This window comes from Halopseudomonas pelagia CL-AP6, from assembly GCF_000410875.1.
In the GTDB taxonomy this organism is placed as follows: Bacteria; Pseudomonadota; Gammaproteobacteria; order Pseudomonadales; family Pseudomonadaceae; genus Halopseudomonas; species Halopseudomonas pelagia.
Genome location: NZ_AROI01000004.1, coordinates 17,639 through 34,578 on the forward strand (window position 1 = coordinate 17,639; position 16,940 = coordinate 34,578).

Annotated in this window: 17 protein-coding genes and 1 riboswitch; of the genes, 10 read left to right on the top strand and 7 right to left on the bottom strand. The window is 58.6% G+C overall.

Going from position 1 to position 16,940, the window contains the following annotated elements; genetic code table 11:
- Positions 1 to 166 precede the first annotated feature (166 nt).
- The 3 genes from K787_RS0102825 (at position 167) to K787_RS0102835 (ending at position 1,887) form a co-directional block, all read left to right on the top strand.
- Positions 167 to 973: a M48 family metallopeptidase gene (locus tag K787_RS0102825; RefSeq protein WP_022961272.1), complete on the top strand. Its 807-nt coding sequence runs from the start codon at positions 167 to 169 to the stop codon at positions 971 to 973.
- A 77-nt stretch (positions 974 to 1,050) separates the two neighbouring features.
- On the top strand, positions 1,051 to 1,365 hold the full coding sequence (locus K787_RS0102830) for a BON domain-containing protein (RefSeq protein WP_022961273.1): 315 nt from the start codon (positions 1,051 to 1,053) through the stop codon (positions 1,363 to 1,365).
- 258 nt (positions 1,366 to 1,623) lie between these two features.
- Positions 1,624 to 1,887, top strand: coding sequence for a PepSY domain-containing protein (locus K787_RS0102835; RefSeq protein ID WP_028614526.1), 264 nt, complete (start codon positions 1,624 to 1,626; stop codon positions 1,885 to 1,887).
- A gap of 136 nt (positions 1,888 to 2,023) precedes the next feature.
- On the opposite strand, the gene chrA is transcribed toward K787_RS0102835, so the two are convergent.
- The 7 genes from chrA to hrpB all read right to left on the bottom strand — a co-directional run bounded on the left by chrA (position 2,024) and on the right by hrpB (position 11,298).
- The gene (gene chrA, locus K787_RS0102840; RefSeq protein WP_022961275.1) at positions 2,024 to 3,385 is read right to left on the bottom strand and encodes a chromate efflux transporter; all 1,362 of its coding nucleotides are present in this window, start codon (positions 3,383 to 3,385) and stop codon (positions 2,024 to 2,026) included.
- Positions 3,386 to 3,443: 58 nt separating this feature from the next.
- Positions 3,444 to 4,259, bottom strand: a complete 816-nt coding sequence (locus K787_RS21975; protein ID WP_022961276.1) for a class II glutamine amidotransferase — start codon at positions 4,257 to 4,259, stop codon at positions 3,444 to 3,446.
- A gap of 6 nt (positions 4,260 to 4,265) precedes the next feature.
- Positions 4,266 to 5,117: a glutathione-dependent disulfide-bond oxidoreductase gene (gene yghU / locus K787_RS0102850; RefSeq protein ID WP_022961277.1), complete on the bottom strand. Its 852-nt coding sequence runs from the start codon at positions 5,115 to 5,117 to the stop codon at positions 4,266 to 4,268.
- A 125-nt stretch (positions 5,118 to 5,242) separates the two neighbouring features.
- Positions 5,243 to 6,055 carry a DODA-type extradiol aromatic ring-opening family dioxygenase gene (locus tag K787_RS0102855; protein ID WP_022961278.1) on the bottom strand — a complete coding sequence of 271 codons (813 nt, stop codon included), beginning with the start codon at positions 6,053 to 6,055 and terminating at the stop codon, positions 5,243 to 5,245.
- 148 nt (positions 6,056 to 6,203) lie between these two features.
- Positions 6,204 to 6,785, bottom strand: coding sequence for a TMEM165/GDT1 family protein (locus K787_RS0102860; RefSeq protein WP_022961279.1), 582 nt, complete (start codon positions 6,783 to 6,785; stop codon positions 6,204 to 6,206).
- Between the two features lie 88 nt (positions 6,786 to 6,873).
- A riboswitch (yybP-ykoY riboswitch) is annotated at positions 6,874 to 6,997 on the bottom strand.
- A 26-nt stretch (positions 6,998 to 7,023) separates the two neighbouring features.
- Positions 7,024 to 8,043, bottom strand: a complete 1,020-nt coding sequence (locus K787_RS0102865; protein ID WP_022961280.1) for a methyltransferase — start codon at positions 8,041 to 8,043, stop codon at positions 7,024 to 7,026.
- 720 nt (positions 8,044 to 8,763) lie between these two features.
- Positions 8,764 to 11,298, bottom strand: coding sequence for an ATP-dependent helicase HrpB (hrpB, locus tag K787_RS0102870; RefSeq protein WP_022961281.1), 2,535 nt, complete (start codon positions 11,296 to 11,298; stop codon positions 8,764 to 8,766).
- A 122-nt stretch (positions 11,299 to 11,420) separates the two neighbouring features.
- Between hrpB and K787_RS0102875 the strand changes: the two genes are divergently transcribed.
- The 7 genes from K787_RS0102875 (at position 11,421) to K787_RS0102905 (ending at position 16,910) form a co-directional block, all read left to right on the top strand.
- Positions 11,421 to 11,831 (top strand): hypothetical protein, encoded by a 411-nt coding sequence (locus K787_RS0102875; RefSeq protein WP_022961282.1) that lies wholly within the window; start codon positions 11,421 to 11,423, stop codon positions 11,829 to 11,831.
- Positions 11,831 to 12,715, top strand: a complete 885-nt coding sequence (locus tag K787_RS0102880) for a cation diffusion facilitator family transporter (RefSeq protein ID WP_022961283.1) — start codon at positions 11,831 to 11,833, stop codon at positions 12,713 to 12,715. The genes K787_RS0102875 and K787_RS0102880 overlap by 1 nt, the downstream gene beginning before the upstream one ends.
- 367 nt (positions 12,716 to 13,082) lie before the next feature.
- Positions 13,083 to 13,571 carry an Lrp/AsnC family transcriptional regulator gene (locus K787_RS0102885; RefSeq protein WP_022961284.1) on the top strand — a complete coding sequence of 163 codons (489 nt, stop codon included), beginning with the start codon at positions 13,083 to 13,085 and terminating at the stop codon, positions 13,569 to 13,571.
- 82 nt (positions 13,572 to 13,653) lie between these two features.
- Positions 13,654 to 13,854, top strand: a complete 201-nt coding sequence (locus K787_RS0102890; protein ID WP_022961285.1) for a DUF2788 domain-containing protein — start codon at positions 13,654 to 13,656, stop codon at positions 13,852 to 13,854.
- An 88-nt stretch (positions 13,855 to 13,942) separates the two neighbouring features.
- On the top strand, positions 13,943 to 14,584 hold the full coding sequence (locus tag K787_RS0102895; RefSeq protein ID WP_022961286.1) for a TetR/AcrR family transcriptional regulator: 642 nt from the start codon (positions 13,943 to 13,945) through the stop codon (positions 14,582 to 14,584).
- The gene (locus tag K787_RS0102900; RefSeq protein ID WP_022961287.1) at positions 14,581 to 16,227 is read left to right on the top strand and encodes an acyl-CoA dehydrogenase family protein; all 1,647 of its coding nucleotides are present in this window, start codon (positions 14,581 to 14,583) and stop codon (positions 16,225 to 16,227) included. The genes K787_RS0102895 and K787_RS0102900 overlap by 4 nt, the downstream gene beginning before the upstream one ends.
- A 41-nt stretch (positions 16,228 to 16,268) precedes the next feature.
- Complete coding sequence (locus tag K787_RS0102905) at positions 16,269 to 16,910, top strand: pseudouridine synthase (RefSeq protein ID WP_022961288.1); 642 nt, start codon at positions 16,269 to 16,271, stop codon at positions 16,908 to 16,910.
- Positions 16,911 to 16,940 lie beyond the last annotated feature (30 nt).

A 16,940-nucleotide genomic window follows, 5' to 3' on the forward strand; every position in this document is an offset into this window, starting at 1 on the left:
ATGACCTCAGTTTGATATTTTGCGACATCTCGCTATCGGCAGATTGCACAAAATCTGCAGGGCAAATTGGCAAATCGTGAATACTTTTACCGAAGCAGCAATCAAAGCGTGCTACCCACGCCGCAACAAGCAATACTGACAGCAATGACTCAAAGGACTAAACACCATGCGTACTCGTTTTCTGATGTGCTTGCCTCTACTCTTCCTGGTCGGCTGTGAAACGGTCCAGACCACTCAGGGAGGCGCAGTTGGCGTCGATCGGGAGCAGCGGATGTTCAGCGCGCTATCCAGCGCCGAAGTCGACAAAATGGCCGCCGACTCCTACAACAAGATGCTTGCCGAGGCGCGCAGCAAAAACCTGCTTAACACCGACGCCGCAATGATTCAGCGCCTGCGCAGGATTTCTAACGACTTGATCCCTCAGGTCAGTCACTTTCGGCAGGATGCACGGGCCTGGAACTGGGAGGTCAACCTGATCAAGAGCGATCAAATCAATGCCAGCTGCGCCCCTGGTGGCAAGATCATATTCTACAGCGGCATCGTTACCAAATTGAAACTGACCGATGATGAAATCGCCCAGATCATGGGCCATGAAATTGCCCACGCGTTGCGTGAACACGGCCGCGAGGCCATCTCGCGAGCCTACGTCACTCAAACTGGCACGCAGTTGGCCGGGGCATTATTTGGTTTGGGCCAGGCTGGCCAGCAAATGGCTGACCAGGCAGTACAAGTCGGCTTGATGCTGCCCAACAGCCGCTCGAACGAGTCGGAAGCTGATCTGATCGGTCTGGAATTGGCCGCGCGCGCGGGCTATAAACCGGAGGCAGCAGTTACCCTATGGCAGAAAATGGCCAGTGCGTCCAATGGTGGGCCGCCGGAGTTTCTCAGCACTCACCCGAACTCCGGAGGGCGCATCCAGGCTTTGCAAGCAGCTATCCCCAGGGTGCAACCGCTGTACGAAGCGGCAAAATAACAATAGTCCGGGCCCGTAATTTAGCGTTCCCGGCTAATCTTACTTGAACAACTGAATGCTCTAACAGGGATACGATCATGACTGCCTTACACAAATATGTTTCCACGCTGTTTATGGCTTTTGCTCTCTTGGCCCTGGTGGGCTGTTCAGTCGCTTCGGGGCAGAAGTCGGCAGGCGAGTTTGTTGATGACAGCGTTATTACCACACGCATCAAGGCCGCCTTTATTGAAGACCCTGAACTGAAAGTCACCGAAATACAGGTAGAGACATTCAAAGGCGTGGTGCAGCTGAGCGGCTTTGTCAGCTCGAATGCCATGGCGCAGCGGGCGGTTGAAGTCGCTCGTGGCATCAATGGCGTAAAGTCGGTCAAAAATGATATGCGCTTGCGCTGACCGCGTCCGTTCTGGTCCGGCAGCCCTGTCGGACCAGGTTGTATCCCTCTCCCCCGCTGTTTGTGTTGTACACCGCCTCACCTGTGCTGATCTTTCTCCGGGCAAGCGGCCGGGAACCACCGTCAAATCAGATCCATTGCAGGCCCGGTGCACCGCCAGCATGACCAAGCACTGAAAAAGCGCACAGAGGGAGCAAAAATGAACCTTGCCTGCCTTTTTGGCTCTATAACGTTACTCATATTGATAACAGGAGTTCCAATCATGAAAAAATCGTTTAGCGCCGCTCTCGCCACTGCCACTCTCCTTGCCGCTGGCACTGTTATGGCTGATAGCCCCAAGGCTGACTGGATCAGCATTGAACAGGCTATCGAAACCGCTAAAGCAGCTGGCTATACCGAAATTCACAAGGTTGAAGCCGACGATGAGTACTGGGAAGGCGAAGGCATGAAAGCCGATGGCAACAAGTACGAATTCAAGATCAATGGCCAAACCGGCACCATTGAGAAAGATAAAAAGGACTGATCATCGTCCTGACTGATTTGGTTAGAAGCCGTATCAGCGAAAGCCCACCTTCAAGGTGGGCTTTTTTGTGGGTGCTCGCTCTGCCCGTCCTGGCTGAATTCAAGGAATCCGAGCGGTAACGCCAGCATTACTTTATCTACATCAACCACTGCACCAGCAACCCCGCCAACGCACATAGCCCCAGTGTTTTCATCACGGACAGCTTCAAGCCGAACAGTGCACCTGCCGCGCCTAGAGCGATCATTGCCGAGGGCCAATCCATTTCCCCGTCAAATCCCTCAGGCCAGAGCACGTGGTAGCCGAAGAACAGTGCCAGATTGACTATCACGCCGACGACCGCGGCGGTAACGCCAGTTAGGGGGGCGGTGAAGCCCAATTGCCCGTGGGTGGACTCAACCAAAGGACCGCCACCGAGAATAAACAAAAAAGACGGCAGGAAAGTAAACCAGGTAACCAATATGGCCGCCATTGCACCGGCGAGAAAAGCCTGGTCCGGACCGAATATCTCAAGCACATAACCGCCGATAAAGGCCACAAAGGCAACGACCATGATCAGCGGGCCCGGCGTAGTTTCGCCCAGCGCCAGACCATCCATCATATGCCCCGGCGTCACCCAGCCGTAGTCGCTCACTGCACCTTGGTAAACGTAGGGCAGTACCGCGTAAGCGCCGCCAAACGTCAGCAACGCGGCCTTGGTGAAGAACCAGCCCATTTGCGTCAGGGTGCCGTCCCAACCAAAGAACAGATACAGCGCCAGCATTGGCACCAGCCAGAGTACGGCACCTACCATCAGCAATAGAGCCAGGCGAGCCCAGGTGAACCGGGCATGTTCCGGTGTGGGGCTATGGTCATCTACCAGCGCGGGGCCGTAGGACTTTCCTTCAGCGCCATGCCCACCACCCGGTTGAAAGTACTGCGGCACCCACCGCCCGCCCAGATAGCCCGCCAAGCCTGCGCCAAGCACAATCAGCGGAAACGGCAGACTAAAAAAGAAAATGCCGATAAAGGCCACCACCGCTATCGCCCACAGCCATTTGTTCTTCAGCACCTTGCCGCCAATTCGCCAGGCAGCCTGAAACACGATGGCGGTGACCGCCGGTTTAATACCGTAAAAAATGCCCGCTATCACTGGCACCTCACCGTAGGCTATATACACCCAGGCCAACCCAATCAGTATCAGCAGCGAAGGCAGCACGAAGAGCACACCAGCCACTACCCCACCCCAGGTGCGGTGCAGTAGCCAACCGATGTAGATAGCCAACTGCTGGGCCTCCGGGCCCGGCAGCAACATGCAATAATTCAGCGCATGGAGAAAACGCCGCTCGGAAATCCAACGGCGTTTTTCTACCAACTCCTGATGCATGATTGCAATCTGCCCGGCTGGCCCGCCAAAACTGATCAATCCCAGCTTGAGCCAGAATAGCAGCGCTTCGTAGAAAGGTATCGAGCCTGAATGGGCCGATGTGGCGCCAGTTAACTGCGGACGTTTGGGTCTCATAAGCTCGGGGTCTGTTGTGTCATGATCACGGTATATCACAGATCACCCATACGTTTAATTAACCACCTGGGATCAAACGCGCGGCCTCTCCATCGCACTGTATAACAATACCTTGCAACAGCGTTTCACCGCCCTGCCAGAGACGCCACTCACCGGGCGCATAAGTGTGCCAGGACTCATTACGGGTCAGCGGCGCCGTGGCAATCACCGTAACTACATCATTCGGCGTGGTGTGCTCCTTGAAATCGACCGCCAGCTCTACGTCACTCAACTGCGCGGGACCGAAGGGCGCACGCCGGGTGATCCAGGCCAGCTTGCTGGTGCACAGGGTGAATAGCCACTCGCCGTTGCTGATCAGCAGGTTGCATACACCCTGCCTGGCATACAGCGCACAAGCCCTGGTGATGTAATCCATCAGTTGTTCCAGCGGGGGTCGCTGCTCGAACTCAGCGCGCAGCCGGTTCAATAGATCACAGAAAATCGCTTCGCTATCGGTACTACCCACTGGCTGAAAAGGACCCGCCTGAGGAATGAAAGCGTGCATCTGGCCGTTGTGGGCGAAGGTCCAGTACTGCCCCCACAGCTCGCGGCTAAACGGGTGGGTGTTGGCCAGGCTGACCCGCCCAACATTGGCCTGACGGATATGGCAGATAACGTTTTCGGACTTGATCGGATAGCTCTCGATCAATTGGGCGATGGCCGAGCTGTGACAGGGCTGCGGGTCGTGAAAGCAGCGTAGCCCTCCGCCTTCATAGAAAGCCACACCCCAGCCATCACAATGCGGCCCGGTCCGGCCGCCGCGTTGCATCAGCCCGGAAAAGCTGAAGCAGATATCCGTTGGCACATTGGCGCTCATGCCCATCAATTCACACATTGTTGCTCACTTTTCCGCCGCGTCGAAGTCACTGGCGTCGTGGCGTTCCGGCAACTGCTCGGCCGCATCGCCCCAGGTGCGATTGACCATGCGCCCCCGTTTGACCGCCGGGCGCTGGCCAACCTGTTCTACCCAGCGCAGCACATGGGTATAGGTATGCGCTTCGAGAAACTCTGCGGCGCCGTATACCTGGTTGGTTACCACGCCGCCATACCAGGGCCAGATGGCCATATCGGCAATGCTGTATTCGTCGCCGGCAATATAAGGGTGGTCGGCCAATTGCCGATTGAGCACATCCAACTGCCGCTTCACTTCCATGGTGTAACGGTTGATCGGGTACTCGAACTTCTCCGGCGCATAAGCGTAGAAGTGGCCAAAGCCGCCACCCAGAAAGGGCGCGCTGCCCATCTGCCAGAACAACCAGTTCAAGCATTCAGCACGCCCGGCCACGTCCTGAGGAATAAAGGCGCCAAACTTGTCTGCCAGGTAGAGCATGATCGAACCCGATTCGAACAAGCGCAGCGGCGGGTCCATGCTTCGATCCATCAGCGCAGGAATCTTCGAGTTTGGGTTGATGTCGACAAAACCGCTACCAAACTGATCGCCCTCGCCGATGTTGATCAGGTACGCGTCGTACTCCGCCTCTTTAATACCCAAGGCCAGCAATTCCTCAAGCAAAATGGTGACCTTGACGCCGTTCGGCGTAGCCAACGAATAAAGCTGCAGTGGATGCTTGCCTACCGGCAGTTCCTGATCATGGGTCGGGCCGGCAATCGGCCGATTGATATTGGCAAACTTGCCACCACTAGCCTGATCCCAGGTCCAGACTGTCGGTGGCGTATAGGCTTGATCGGTCATCATAATCCCCTGTCCGGCTGATCTTATTTAACGATATTAACCGGCTCATAGTGGACTATTTGCTGGCAAATGTTTACCCACCGTTGCACGCGAATGCAGCGTGCGGGCTTCTGGCAGCAAAGCGTTCAATCCCACCAATAACAACTACCGTGACGGTTGAGCGCGGTGAAACGCCACTCCTGCGTGACCGGTTTACCAGCAGCGGCGGCGCAGACATGAATTGGCAGCAGGTGTTCTTCTCGTGGATGGCAGAAAGCGGCACCGGGCGCTTGCTTCCACTTCAGCAAACAGCGCTCGCGTTCCCGCTCATCCTCGAGGCGCAAGGTGACTTCCAACCAGTTTTCAAAGGCAAGATTCAACGCCGCCTCCTGCTGCGTAACCGGGTCGAAAAAAGCGCGCATATTGTGAAAGGAAAAGCCCGAGCCGATGATCAGCACATTCTCGTTTCGTAGCGCACGCAATGCGTGCCCCAGCTGCAAATGTGCAGCGGCATCCAGCGAATCAAACAGTGACAGTTGCAGGCAAGGGATGTCCGCCCGTGGAAACAGCAACATGCCAGGCACAAAAACGCCATGGTCCAAACCGCGCTCGCTATCAAGATGGGCTGTCCATCCCCATTTTCCGAGCTGCTCGGCCAGGGTTACGGCCAGTTCCGGTGCGCCAACTACCGGGTAACGCAATTGGTAGCTTTGCGGTGGGAAGCCGTAATAATCAAACAACAATGAGGGCTGGGCAGCAGCGGTCAGCGTCGGCTCTCTGGTTTCCCAGTGGGCACTAATAAACAGCAAGGCCGACGGCGAGTGTGGCAAAGCATCGAGCTTATGGCGGATCAACGCATAGGTCAGCAATAACTCGGCGTGCGCGGGATCATCAAGCAGAGGTAACGGACCTCCCCCATGGGAAAGAAAAAGCACCGGTTGGATGGCAAGGACCTGCATCGGCATCTCCAATAACGTGGCTCACTACTCAGCCTACAGCATAGCCCGCGCTTACCCACCGGGATACGCTACTGTGGACCACCGGACAACTGCGATGGCAGACGATCGGCGTCCAGTCCGGCTACAGTACTGCACGGAGCAGGTCCGATCATCCGCCCTGAAAAGCCAGGAAGGCCAGCCACGCGGCATACAGACCCATCAACAGGAAAGCGCCGGAGGCAACGCGTCGAATAAGATCCAGCGGCAGCTTGCCGGCCGCAGCGTTGCCCATAAAGACCACCGGCACGTTGGCCAGCATCATGCCTAGCGTCGTGCCCATCACCACCCACAGGTACGCATCGAACTGCGCCGCCAGCACCACCGTGGCTATCTGGGTCTTATCGCCCATTTCAGCGATAAAAAAGGCAACCAGTGTCGCGAAAAAAGCACCATACCGGCTGATGGCAGGGGTTTCATCCTCGTCGAGCTTGTCAGGAATCAACGTCCAGCCAGCGACAGCAATAAAGGAAATGGCCAGAAGGCTGTAGAGCCAGGTATCACTGAGGAAATTGCTGACCAGTTGGCCCAGAGCGCCAGCCAGCGCGTGGTTAGCCACGGTGGCAACAAAAATACCCAGCACGATAGGCCAGGGGCGACGGAAACGCAGGACGAGCAGTAAGGCAAGGAGTTGGGTTTTGTCGCCGATCTCTGCCAGCGCAACAATACCGGTTGAAACAAGAAAAGCTTCCACGGAGGTTCCATAAGAGGGCGGATCAACAAACCAATGACATACGTCCACCTCCGCCCTCGGCTGGTGTGCGTATGTCATAGGTCTCGTCAAACCGGAGCCGCTGACGCGGCCGCAGGTCGCAAACGCCATGGTCTGTGGACCAAGTATGTTGACGTTTGCCAGTGCAGGCAGCGGTGGCCTGCATAGAGAGACTACTCCCCTAAGACGGGCGGGAATATACCCTGCAGTTCTAGCTTGGTCAACCTGGTGCGATGGCCGAATAGACCTTGAAGCGATTATTCTCGCGCAGCACCTCGCAGGGGCCGATATGCGTCTCAATCAAGGCCGGGTACTTGAGAAAACCGTTGGCGACAATGCGCAATTCGCCGCGCGGCAACAGGTTACGCGTGACCTGCTCGAAGAAGCGTTCGGCGATGCTGGTGTCATGTTTGATACCGGTATGGAACGGCGGGTTGCTGACCACTGCAACCAATCGACCATGCACGTCACTCAGGCCATCGGAAGGGTAGACCTCAGCTTCGACCTTATTCCGCTGCAAGGTCTGCGTTGCGCAATACAGCGCCAGCGCATCCACGTCCACCAGCTCAAATTGACTGCCTGGATTACGCCGCGACAACACGGTAGCCAGTACCCCTGCCCCACAACCGAAATCCAGTACCTTGCCCTTCGGCAGCGACTTGGTCTCTTCCAGCAGCAACTGACTGCCTTCATCCAGCCGGCCATGGCTGAAGACCCCAGGCAAGCTTACCAACTCGACCGATTGGTCGTTGAATTCGAGGGTGAACTGCTTTTGCCAGTCGGCCAGGGCGAAGGGGGCCGATTGACCACTTACCTGCGCACGCCACAGCTGACAATGCCTGGCCGAGTCGAGCTTTTCTGCGTGGTCCGCGTATGGCTGTACGAGTTTTTCCGCGCGGGTAATGCCGCCCTTCTTTTCCCCAACCAGGTACAGCGGGCAACCGGCCCGCAACAACGGCGCGATTTGCGCCAGCGCATACTCGGCACGCTCCAGCGCCTTGGGCATGACCAGCACCGCCGCATCCAGATCGCTGACCGCCGGACACAGGTGCGAGAAGCTCAGATGCGCTTCATCCAGTTGCCCGTTAAGACTGCGCCACACCGCATAATCCCAGGTCCAGAGGTGCCATTGCGCAGGCAACTGCACTGTAAGGCTATCTGCGGTCGGATTGACCAGCAGCACACGCTTGCCGGCAAACAGCTCGGCGCTGCGTTCGAGAATCTGACTGGTATTGTCCATCGACGGTTCCGGGTGGTGGGCGGGGTGAGGATTGTACGTTCTCCCTCCCGCCCTGCAAAGCGCGCACGCTACCTCGCCCCGGGAAGACCGAGCTTCACCCCGACCAGCGGCGCTGCGGCGGGCGCTGTTGTGTCGAGATGAAACTCGACACTCCCGGTAAACACGACCCCTGGGAAGGCCGAGTTCCACCTCGGCCAGCGGCGCTGCGGCGGACACTGTTGTGTCGAGATGGAACTCGACACTCCCGGCAAACACCACCCCTGGGAAGGCCGAGTTCCACCTCGGCCAGCGGTGCTGCGGCGGACACTGTTGTGTCGAGATGGAACTCGACACTCCCGGCAAACACAACCCCTGGGAAGGCCGAGTTCCACCTCGGCCAGCGGCGCTACGGCGGGCACTGTTGGGTCAAGGTGGAACTCGACTCTCCCGGCAAACACGACCCCTGGGAAGGCCGAGTTCCACCTCGGCCAGCGGCGCTGCGGCGGGCACTGTTGTGTCGAGATGAAACTCGACACACCCGGCAAACACAACCCCTGGGAAGGCCGAGTTCCACCTCGGCCAGCGGTGCTGCGGCGGGCGCTGTTGTGTCGAGATGGAACTCGACACTCCCGGCAAACACGACCCCTGGGAAGGCCGAGTTCCATCTCGGCCAGCGGTGCTACGGCGGGCACTGTTGGGTCAAGGTGGGCCTCGACACTCCCAAATGAGCACTTCGAGCACTCAAGCTTTGCGTGGCTTGGCCCGGCGCGTCGGCTCGGCCTGCAGCGGATCATCCGGCCAGTAGTGTTTGGGGTAGCGACCCTTCATATCCTTCTTGACCTCGGCATAGCTGCCGCGCCAGAAGCCGGCCAGATCCTGGGTGATCTGCACCGGACGCTGGGCCGGGGATAGCAGATGCAGTTGCAGCGCCTGGCGGTTCTGTGCGATGCGCGGGTTGTCGGTGCTGCCGAACATTTCCTGTAGCCGCACGGCCAGTACTGGCGGTGTTTCGCTGTAATCGATGCGGATCTGCGAGCCGGTGGGGACGCTCCAGTGGGTCGGCGCCTGCTCGTCAAGCTGCCGCGGCAAGGGCCAGGGCAGAAGCCCGGCGAGGATCGAAGACAAATCCAGATTGGCAAAATGCGCCAGGCGCCGGACCTTGCCCAGATAAGGAGCCAGCCAACTTTCCAGCGTGTCCAGCAAGGCCACATCGCTGATGTCAGGCCAATCACTGCTGCAGGCCGTATTCATATCCAACTGCCGCAGCAAGACGACCCGCGCCTGCCACTGCCGCAACGCTGGCGTCCAGGGCAGCAGATTCAACCCCTGCCTGCGCACTACTTCGCAGAGCGCTCGATTGCGCGCCTCCGGATCCATGTCCGGCAGGGGCTGACGGCTGAAGACCAATGCACCCAAGCGCTGCTGACGCTCGGCAATCAGGCTTTCACTGCGCGCATCCCATTCCAGGGTGTCCTGTTGGCTAAGCAGTTCAGGCACATACCTGGCCAGTAAAGACGCGTCCAATGCGGCGGCCATAAAGATTCTGACGTTGCGCTGCGCGGCATGGCCGCCCAACGCTGACACCACCAACCACTCATGCTTTTGCAGGGCATCGGTTTCGCCGAAAGCCGCCGAACGGCCGTTGGCCAGGCGATACTCCATGCCCTCGGCGCGCCGCTGGGCAATGCGATCCGGATAGGCCATGGCCAGCAGCACACCTTGCCAGACCTCATCATCGGGGTTGTTGACCGGGTTGTCCGCTGCAGTACCCAGCAGGCGCTGCCACTGGCCGGCCAGTTGCCTGGCACGCTGCAAGGCGCCGCGATCAACGCCCGCATCCTCCTTGGGATGGTCAAACAGGGCAATCCGCCTGGCTACATCAGCATCTTGCACGCCGCGCAGCAGATCCCGCTCGCCGGCAATCGCCGCCAGCCGACAGGCCAACAGCCCCAACCCCATGGCTTGCCCACGCAACAGCATGTGCGCCAGTCGCGGATGCATGGGCAAGGTAGTCAGGGCCAGGCCATGCTCGGTCAGCCGCCAGCCGTCGTCGCTACGCTGCAGCGCGCCCAACATCTCGAGCAATTCCCGACCCTGCTCTAATGCCGCAGCAGGGGGCTGATCAAGCCAGCTGAGCTCGCTCGCCTGCTGAATACCCCACTGCGCCAATTGCAATGCCAGGGGTGCGAGATCAGCTTGCAGGATTTCCGGTTGATCCTGCGCCGCCATCTGCTCCTGCTGCGTAGCCGACCACAATCGATAACATACACCGGCCTCCAGGCGCCCCGCACGCCCGGCCCGCTGCTCGGCAGCAGCCTGTGAAACTCGACAGGTCTGCAGCCGAGTCAGACCGGAAACCGGATCAAATAGCGGCTGACGGATCAGTCCCGCATCGATGACCACGCGAATACCTTCAATGGTCAGCGACGTTTGAGCAATTGAGGTGGCCAGCACGATCTTGCGCTGCCCCTGCGGCGCGGGGCTGATGGCCCGGCGCTGGGCGGCCAGATCCAGCTCTCCGTAAAGGGGTGTGACGAGCACGTCGGCTCGCTGCTCGAGTTGCGCCTCAAGCTGGGTCTGCACGCGGCGGATTTCCGCCACCCCGGGCAGGAAAACAAGCTGACTGCCGCCTTGATCAGCCAGCGCCTGCAGTGCAGCCTGCACCACCCTCGGCTCAATCGGCTGCCGCGGTTCAGCCGTACCCACATAACGCACATCCACCGGATACTGCCGGCCCTGGCTGCTGATCATCGGCGCGTTGTCCAGCAACTGGCTGACCGCTTGTGCGTCCAGTGTTGCAGACATCACCAGCAAGCGCAGTGGCGGATCCTCTCGCAGGTATTGTTGAGTCTGGCGACACAGCGCCAAACCCAGATCGGCATCCAGGCTACGCTCGTGAAACTCATCGAAGATGACCAGGCCGATTCCCGGCAGCTCGGGGTCATCCTGCAGCAATCGCTGCAAAATACCCTCGGTCACCACCTCGATGCGCGTTGCTGAGCTGACCCGGCTTTCCAGGCGTATGCGGTAGCCAACCCGCTGCCCAACAGGCTCACCCAGCAGTTGGGCCAGACGCTCTGCCGCAGCCCGTGCAGCCAAACGGCGCGGCTCAAGCAGGATGATTTTCTGCCCTGCCAGCCAAGCGCTATTCAACAGTGCCAGTGGTACCAGCGTGGTCTTGCCGGCACCGGGCGGCGCCTGCAGCACCGCGCAGGGATGGTTGGCCAACGCCTGATCGAGCTCATTCAACACGCTGGCAACAGGTAAATCCATCATGGTATTCAAGCACTCGGAGCAAAGGCGCTATTATAGCCGCTCTGCTATGCTCAGCACCTAACCGAGCTGGCCAGCAAGCCCATGCTCAACGCAGTTCTTTAAACCGGAATGAGACCTTAACCATGCGCCTGAAACCCCTAGCTGCCATTCTGCTGACCACCGCTCTAACCACCCAGCTGGCCGCCTGTGGCACTATTTTCTACCCAGAACGCCGCGGTCAAATCACCGGTGAAATTGATTCTGGCGTCGCCATACTCAATGCCATCGGTCTGCTGTTTTATGTCATTCCGGGCGTAATCGCCTTTGCTGTCGACTTCGCGACTGGTGCCATCTATCTGCCAGACGCTCGCTACACGCTGGCCCCCGAACGTCTGAACGACGCACTCGACGCGCAGGGCCAGGTAGACCCGCTGAAACTCAAGGCGATTCTCAAACAGGATCTGAACCTGGACCTGCCGCTGGAGCAGGCTCGGCAAATCAACCAGCCTGATCATCAGCAACTGGCCTCGCTGGGTTTGCCGCCGAGGGCGTAATGAACAATTCAACACCATTGAAGCCCGCTGAACGTGATCGACTGCTGAAGCTGGCCACGTACGCTTCAGTGGCGGTGGCGCTAGTACTGATCGCATTGAAAAGTAGCGTCTGGCTAATGTCGGGCTCGGTCAGCCTGCTTGCCTCGCTGATCGACTCACTGATGGATGCTGGCGCATCCATTATCAATCTGTTCGCGGTACGCTATGCGTTGAAGCCAGCCGACCATGAACACCGTTTTGGCCATGGCAAAGCCGAGGCCCTGGCGGGGCTTGCGCAATCAGCGTTTATTAGCGGATCTGCAGTACTGGTACTGCTGCAGGGCATTGATCGCCTACTGCACCCCAGGCCACTGGACAGCGCCTGGCTAGGCATTGCCGTCATGGTCTTTGCCATCGTCGCAACCCTCGCCCTGCTCATGATTCAGCGCCACGTCATCAAACGCACGGGCTCCACCGCGATTCGCGCAGATTCGCTACACTACCGCTCCGATTTGCTGCTCAATGCCAGCATCATCGTGGCCTTGCTGCTGGCGGCTTATGGTATTCATCGGGCCGATGCGTTCTTCGGCTTGGCCATTGCGCTGTATATCGCCTACAGCGCCGTACAGATCGGCCGCGATGCAATACAAATTCTGATGGACCGAGAACTCTCTGATGAGGTGCGCGACGAGGCGCTCAGCCTTGCTCGATCGGTAGAGGGTGTGGTCAATGTGCATGATTTTCGCAGCCGCCAATCGGGCCACGACTGGTTTATCCAGATGCATCTGGAAATACCCGCACAAACACCACTGCTGCAAGCGCATGACCTGGGAGAACGGGTGCGGGCCCGCATCGTCGAACGCTTTCCCCAGGCCGACGTCTTGATTCACACCGATCCGGTCTGAACCGTTAGCCCGTGACACCTCGTCGGCCGCACCTAGCCGGTCGCACCTAGCCGGCCGCACACAAAAACGGCCGAGCCCTGTTGAGCTCAGCCGCTTTTGTATGTCTCTGGCGCATCCGGATGGGAGCGTGCCTTACCCCTGGGCTTTGTGAGCTGGGTGACCGGTTGGCGACAAATCCGGTAGGATCAGTGGCCGCCTGCTCCCCTTGTGGGGGGGCGGGCTGGACAAGCCGGCCTTGGCTTCGAACGTGGAACCATCATAGCCTGCTCGCCCCGCCATTTCTTGCCTAAGATTGCAGATATAGCGCACAGTAATGCAATAATATCCTGAAAATAAGTGTATTTGAGCAATTAAACAGGAGCGCTTCATGAATGAGCACAATCTGGACCGCTATGATCTGAAAATTCTCGCGGCACTGCAGCACGACGCCACCGTCAGCAACCAGGAGCTGGCCGAATACATCGGCCTGTCACCATCACCCTGTTCCAGACGCGTCAAGCAGCTGGAAGACAGTGGCTATATCAGCCGTCAGGTCGCCCTGCTCAATCCGAAAAAAATCGGTCTGACACTGACTGCCTTTGTCATGATTGGTATGGATCGTCATACCCCAGAGCGTTTTGCCGGCTTTGAAAGCGCCATTCGCGACTGCCCCGAAGTACTCGATTGCTACCTGGTCACGGGCATGGACGCCGACTATCAACTGCGTGTTGTGGTGCCGGACATGGAACACTACCAGCAATTTCTATTGGGTCATCTGACCCGAATCGACGGCGTATCCAGCGTAAGGTCCAGCTTCGTGCTGAATCAAATCATCAGCAGCACCGAGCTACCGTTAGGGCATCTGCACCGAAGCTGAGCAGTACCACTGCGACGACCTGTCACACGGCGGCGAGTGTGTAGCAGGTATAATGACGCCACAAACACACTTGGAGAACTCCTTGGATTACCAGCAATTTGAAGCTCTCGCCATGCCGCTGATGATTTTCGCTCTGGTGGCTTTTATGGGTTACATCGTCTGGGATCTGGCAAAAAGATCCAAAGCCGGACGCTACGGCACCATGGTGCTGTTTTTTGGATTGGGCCTGGGTGTTGTCGGCTTTGTGATCAAAGCGATTATCATCGGTAATGTCGAAGGCTGAAAAAGCCTTATCTGTGACCGTTTTACCCCCTGCGTCAAGATCTGAATCCTGATTCACTGATCTTATAGTGGATATCAGGACTCAAACAATGGCCTATCGCACCACCCATGCCCGCCTGGAACGCGACCAGGTATTACGCGAGCATATTCTCGGCTGCGCCCTGGAAATGGTCGCCGAAGGCGGCTTTTCCACGCTTAGCATGAACCGCCTGGCAAGTACCGCAGGTATCGCCACGGGCAGCCTGTATCGCTATTTCCCAGGCAAAGGTGCGCTGGCTACAGAAGTATTTACCCGCGCAACGCGTATAGAAATCGATGCACTGAAAGAGCAATTCTTCGGCCAAGGCAGCGCCGCCGAGCGTTTGCGTCAGGGTATTGCTCAATTCGCCGCTCGCGCCTGGCATAGCCGCCAGCTCGCTCACGCGCTGATTGCCGAACCCCTCGAACCTGACGTCGATACCGCACGCCTGCGTTACCGGGCAGCCTATGCTGAACTCTTCCACAAGCTGATCAAGCAGGGCAATGAGGACGGCAGCTTTCAGGTTGATAACATCCCTATCACCTCCGCTTGCCTGGTCGGGGCGATCGCCGAATCCTTGATCGGCCCCTTGTCGCCCCAGGCTCGCGCATTACGCGCCAGCGGGCTGCCCAGTGAAAGCCTGGAAAGCTATACCCGCGCCCTCACCCGATTCTGTCTGCGCGCCCTTGGCGCCAAGGAACCTACATCATGAAGTTGCATCAATACGCGGAAACACATGAAGTGACCAACCAGGTACCGCCCCTGGACGGCATCAATCTGTACCACACGGATCTACCGCTGAAACAATGGGTACATCGATTCAAAGGCGACTGGGCTGACGCCGAACTGGCCGCTTACGGTCAGTTGGCAGGTGGTCCACTGATGGCGGCGGGCTTTCTGGCCAATGAAAACAAACCGCTATTCAAGAGCCATGATCGCGCTGGCAACCGTATCGATCTGGTTGAGTTTCATCCGGCTTATCACCAGTTGATGAGTGCCGGCATTGCCCATGGAATAACCTCTGCGCCCTGGACCAAGCCCGGCCCAGGTGCCCATGTGGCGCGCGCGGCGAGCATGTACCTGCACAACCAGATCGAAGCAGGCACCTGCTGCCCGATGACCATGACCTACGCGTGCGTTCCAGCGCTCAAGCTACAGCCCGATCTGGCCGAGAAATGGCTGCCGAAAATTCTCTCGCGCCAATACGACCCACGCAATCTACCCATAGAACAAAAAACCGGTGCCACCATCGGTATGGCCATGACCGAAAAGCAAGGCGGCACTGATGTACGCGCGAACTCCACCCGCGCCTATGCCGTGGGCCTCGGAGGCCCCGGCCAAGCCTATGAATTGGTGGGTCACAAATGGTTCTGCTCAGCGCCCATGTGCGATGCTTTTCTGACCCTGGCGCAGACGGATAAAGGGCTAACCTGTTTCCTGCTGCCGCGCCATCGCCCCGACGGCACCCGCAACCAGTTCTATATCCAGCGCCTGAAAAACAAGCTGGGCAACCAGGCCAACGCCTCCAGCGAAGTCGAGTTTCGCGGCGCACTGGCATGGATGGTCGGTGAGGAAGGTCGCGGGGTGCCGACGATCATCGAAATGGTCGCCATGACCCGCTTTGACTGCATGATTGGCTCCAGCTCTTTGATGCGCCAGGCCCTGACCCAGGCCAGTCATCATTGCGCCTATCGCAAGGTCGGTGGCCGAGTGCTCGCCGACCAGCCACTGATGCAGAACGTACTGGCCGATCTGGCCCTGGAAAGCGAAGCCGCGCTGGCCTTGACCATGCGCATGGGCAAGGCGATCGACAATACCCATGACGAGCATGAAGAAAAATTTGCCCGGCTGGTCACGGCCATTGGCAAATACTGGATCTGCAAGCGCGCGCCAGCCATGATCAATGAGGCTCAGGAGTGCCTGGGTGGCGCTGGCTATGTGGAGGAAAGCATTTTGCCGCGCCTATACCGGGAGGCTCCGGTCAATTCCATATGGGAAGGCTCGGGCAATGTGCAGTGCCTGGATGTACTACGCGCGCTGTCCAAAGAGCCGGGCGTACTGGAGGTACTGTTCAGCGAATTAGGCGACGGTCACGCAAACGCCCATCTGAAAGCGCAAATCGAGCGGATCAAAACCGACTTCCGGGATACCGATGATATCCAGTATCGCGCACGCCAGTTGACCGAAGATGTGGCTGTCGCGCTGCAGGCGAAATTGTTGCTGGAAGCGGGCAATGAGCTAGTGTCCGACGCCTTTATCGCCAGCCGTATCGTCGGACGCGGCCGGGTCTATGGCACGCTGCCACGCGGCATTGATGTGGCTGCGCTGGTCGCCCGCTCCACACCCAATAGCTAAACGGCTATTATCAGCCGCCAGCCACCACCTCAGGCCCCAGCATGAAAGCAACCAGACCCCGCGCCCTAACGGGCAAACCGCCACGTGCGCAGAGCGCCAGGCCCCGTCGCCAGCCGGCTGCAGCACCAGCCAATCCGAGATTGATTGCACTGAATAAGCCATTCGATGTACTCACACAGTTCACTGACGACCAGGGCCGCGCCACTCTCAAGGACTTTGTCGACCTACCCGGCATCTACCCGGCCGGCCGGCTGGACAGGGACAGCGAAGGACTGCTGTTACTGACCAACGATGGGCGTCTACAGGCGCGCATTACCGATCCACGGCACAAACTGGCCAAGACCTACTGGGTTCAGGTGGAGGGTACGCCGACGCCAGAGCAGTTGGCGCAATTACGTGCCGGGCCGACGCTCAACGATGGCCCTACCCGGCCAGCCGAAGTAGACCATATGGGCGAGCCGAGCCTCTGGCCGCGGCATCCTCCCGTACGTTTTCGCGCCAGCATTCCGACCCATTGGCTGAGCATTACCATTCGCGAAGGCAGAAACCGACAGGTAAGACGTATGACCGCCGCCGTAGGCCTGCCCACACTACGTTTGATTCGTGTGCGCATTGGTGACTGGACCCTGGCCGACCTGCAACCGGGGCAGTGGCGAGAGCTGGAGATCCAGGCGCCCGACTAGGCAGCTATCTGCCGGCGCCTGCCACAGCGC

What these genes read in the sequence shown, in the direction of transcription:
- K787_RS0102825 (WP_022961272.1), top strand. Translation starts at nt 167, where the DNA reads ATGCGTACTCGTTTTCTGATGTGCTTGCCTCTACTCTTCCTGGTCGGC.
- K787_RS0102830 (WP_022961273.1), top strand. Translation starts at nt 1,051, where the DNA reads ATGACTGCCTTACACAAATATGTTTCCACGCTGTTTATGGCTTTTGCT.
- chrA (WP_022961275.1), bottom strand. Translation starts at nt 3,385, where the DNA reads ATGAGACCCAAACGTCCGCAGTTAACTGGCGCCACATCGGCCCATTCA.
- K787_RS21975 (WP_022961276.1), bottom strand. Translation starts at nt 4,259, where the DNA reads ATGTGTGAATTGATGGGCATGAGCGCCAATGTGCCAACGGATATCTGC.
- yghU (WP_022961277.1), bottom strand. Translation starts at nt 5,117, where the DNA reads ATGACCGATCAAGCCTATACGCCACCGACAGTCTGGACCTGGGATCAG.
- K787_RS0102855 (WP_022961278.1), bottom strand. Translation starts at nt 6,055, where the DNA reads ATGCAGGTCCTTGCCATCCAACCGGTGCTTTTTCTTTCCCATGGGGGA.
- K787_RS0102865 (WP_022961280.1), bottom strand. Translation starts at nt 8,043, where the DNA reads ATGGACAATACCAGTCAGATTCTCGAACGCAGCGCCGAGCTGTTTGCC.
- hrpB (WP_022961281.1), bottom strand. Translation starts at nt 11,298, where the DNA reads ATGATGGATTTACCTGTTGCCAGCGTGTTGAATGAGCTCGATCAGGCG.
- K787_RS0102875 (WP_022961282.1), top strand. Translation starts at nt 11,421, where the DNA reads ATGCGCCTGAAACCCCTAGCTGCCATTCTGCTGACCACCGCTCTAACC.
- K787_RS0102880 (WP_022961283.1), top strand. Translation starts at nt 11,831, where the DNA reads ATGAACAATTCAACACCATTGAAGCCCGCTGAACGTGATCGACTGCTG.
- K787_RS0102885 (WP_022961284.1), top strand. Translation starts at nt 13,083, where the DNA reads ATGAATGAGCACAATCTGGACCGCTATGATCTGAAAATTCTCGCGGCA.
- K787_RS0102895 (WP_022961286.1), top strand. Translation starts at nt 13,943, where the DNA reads ATGGCCTATCGCACCACCCATGCCCGCCTGGAACGCGACCAGGTATTA.
- K787_RS0102900 (WP_022961287.1), top strand. Translation starts at nt 14,581, where the DNA reads ATGAAGTTGCATCAATACGCGGAAACACATGAAGTGACCAACCAGGTA.
- K787_RS0102905 (WP_022961288.1), top strand. Translation starts at nt 16,269, where the DNA reads ATGAAAGCAACCAGACCCCGCGCCCTAACGGGCAAACCGCCACGTGCG.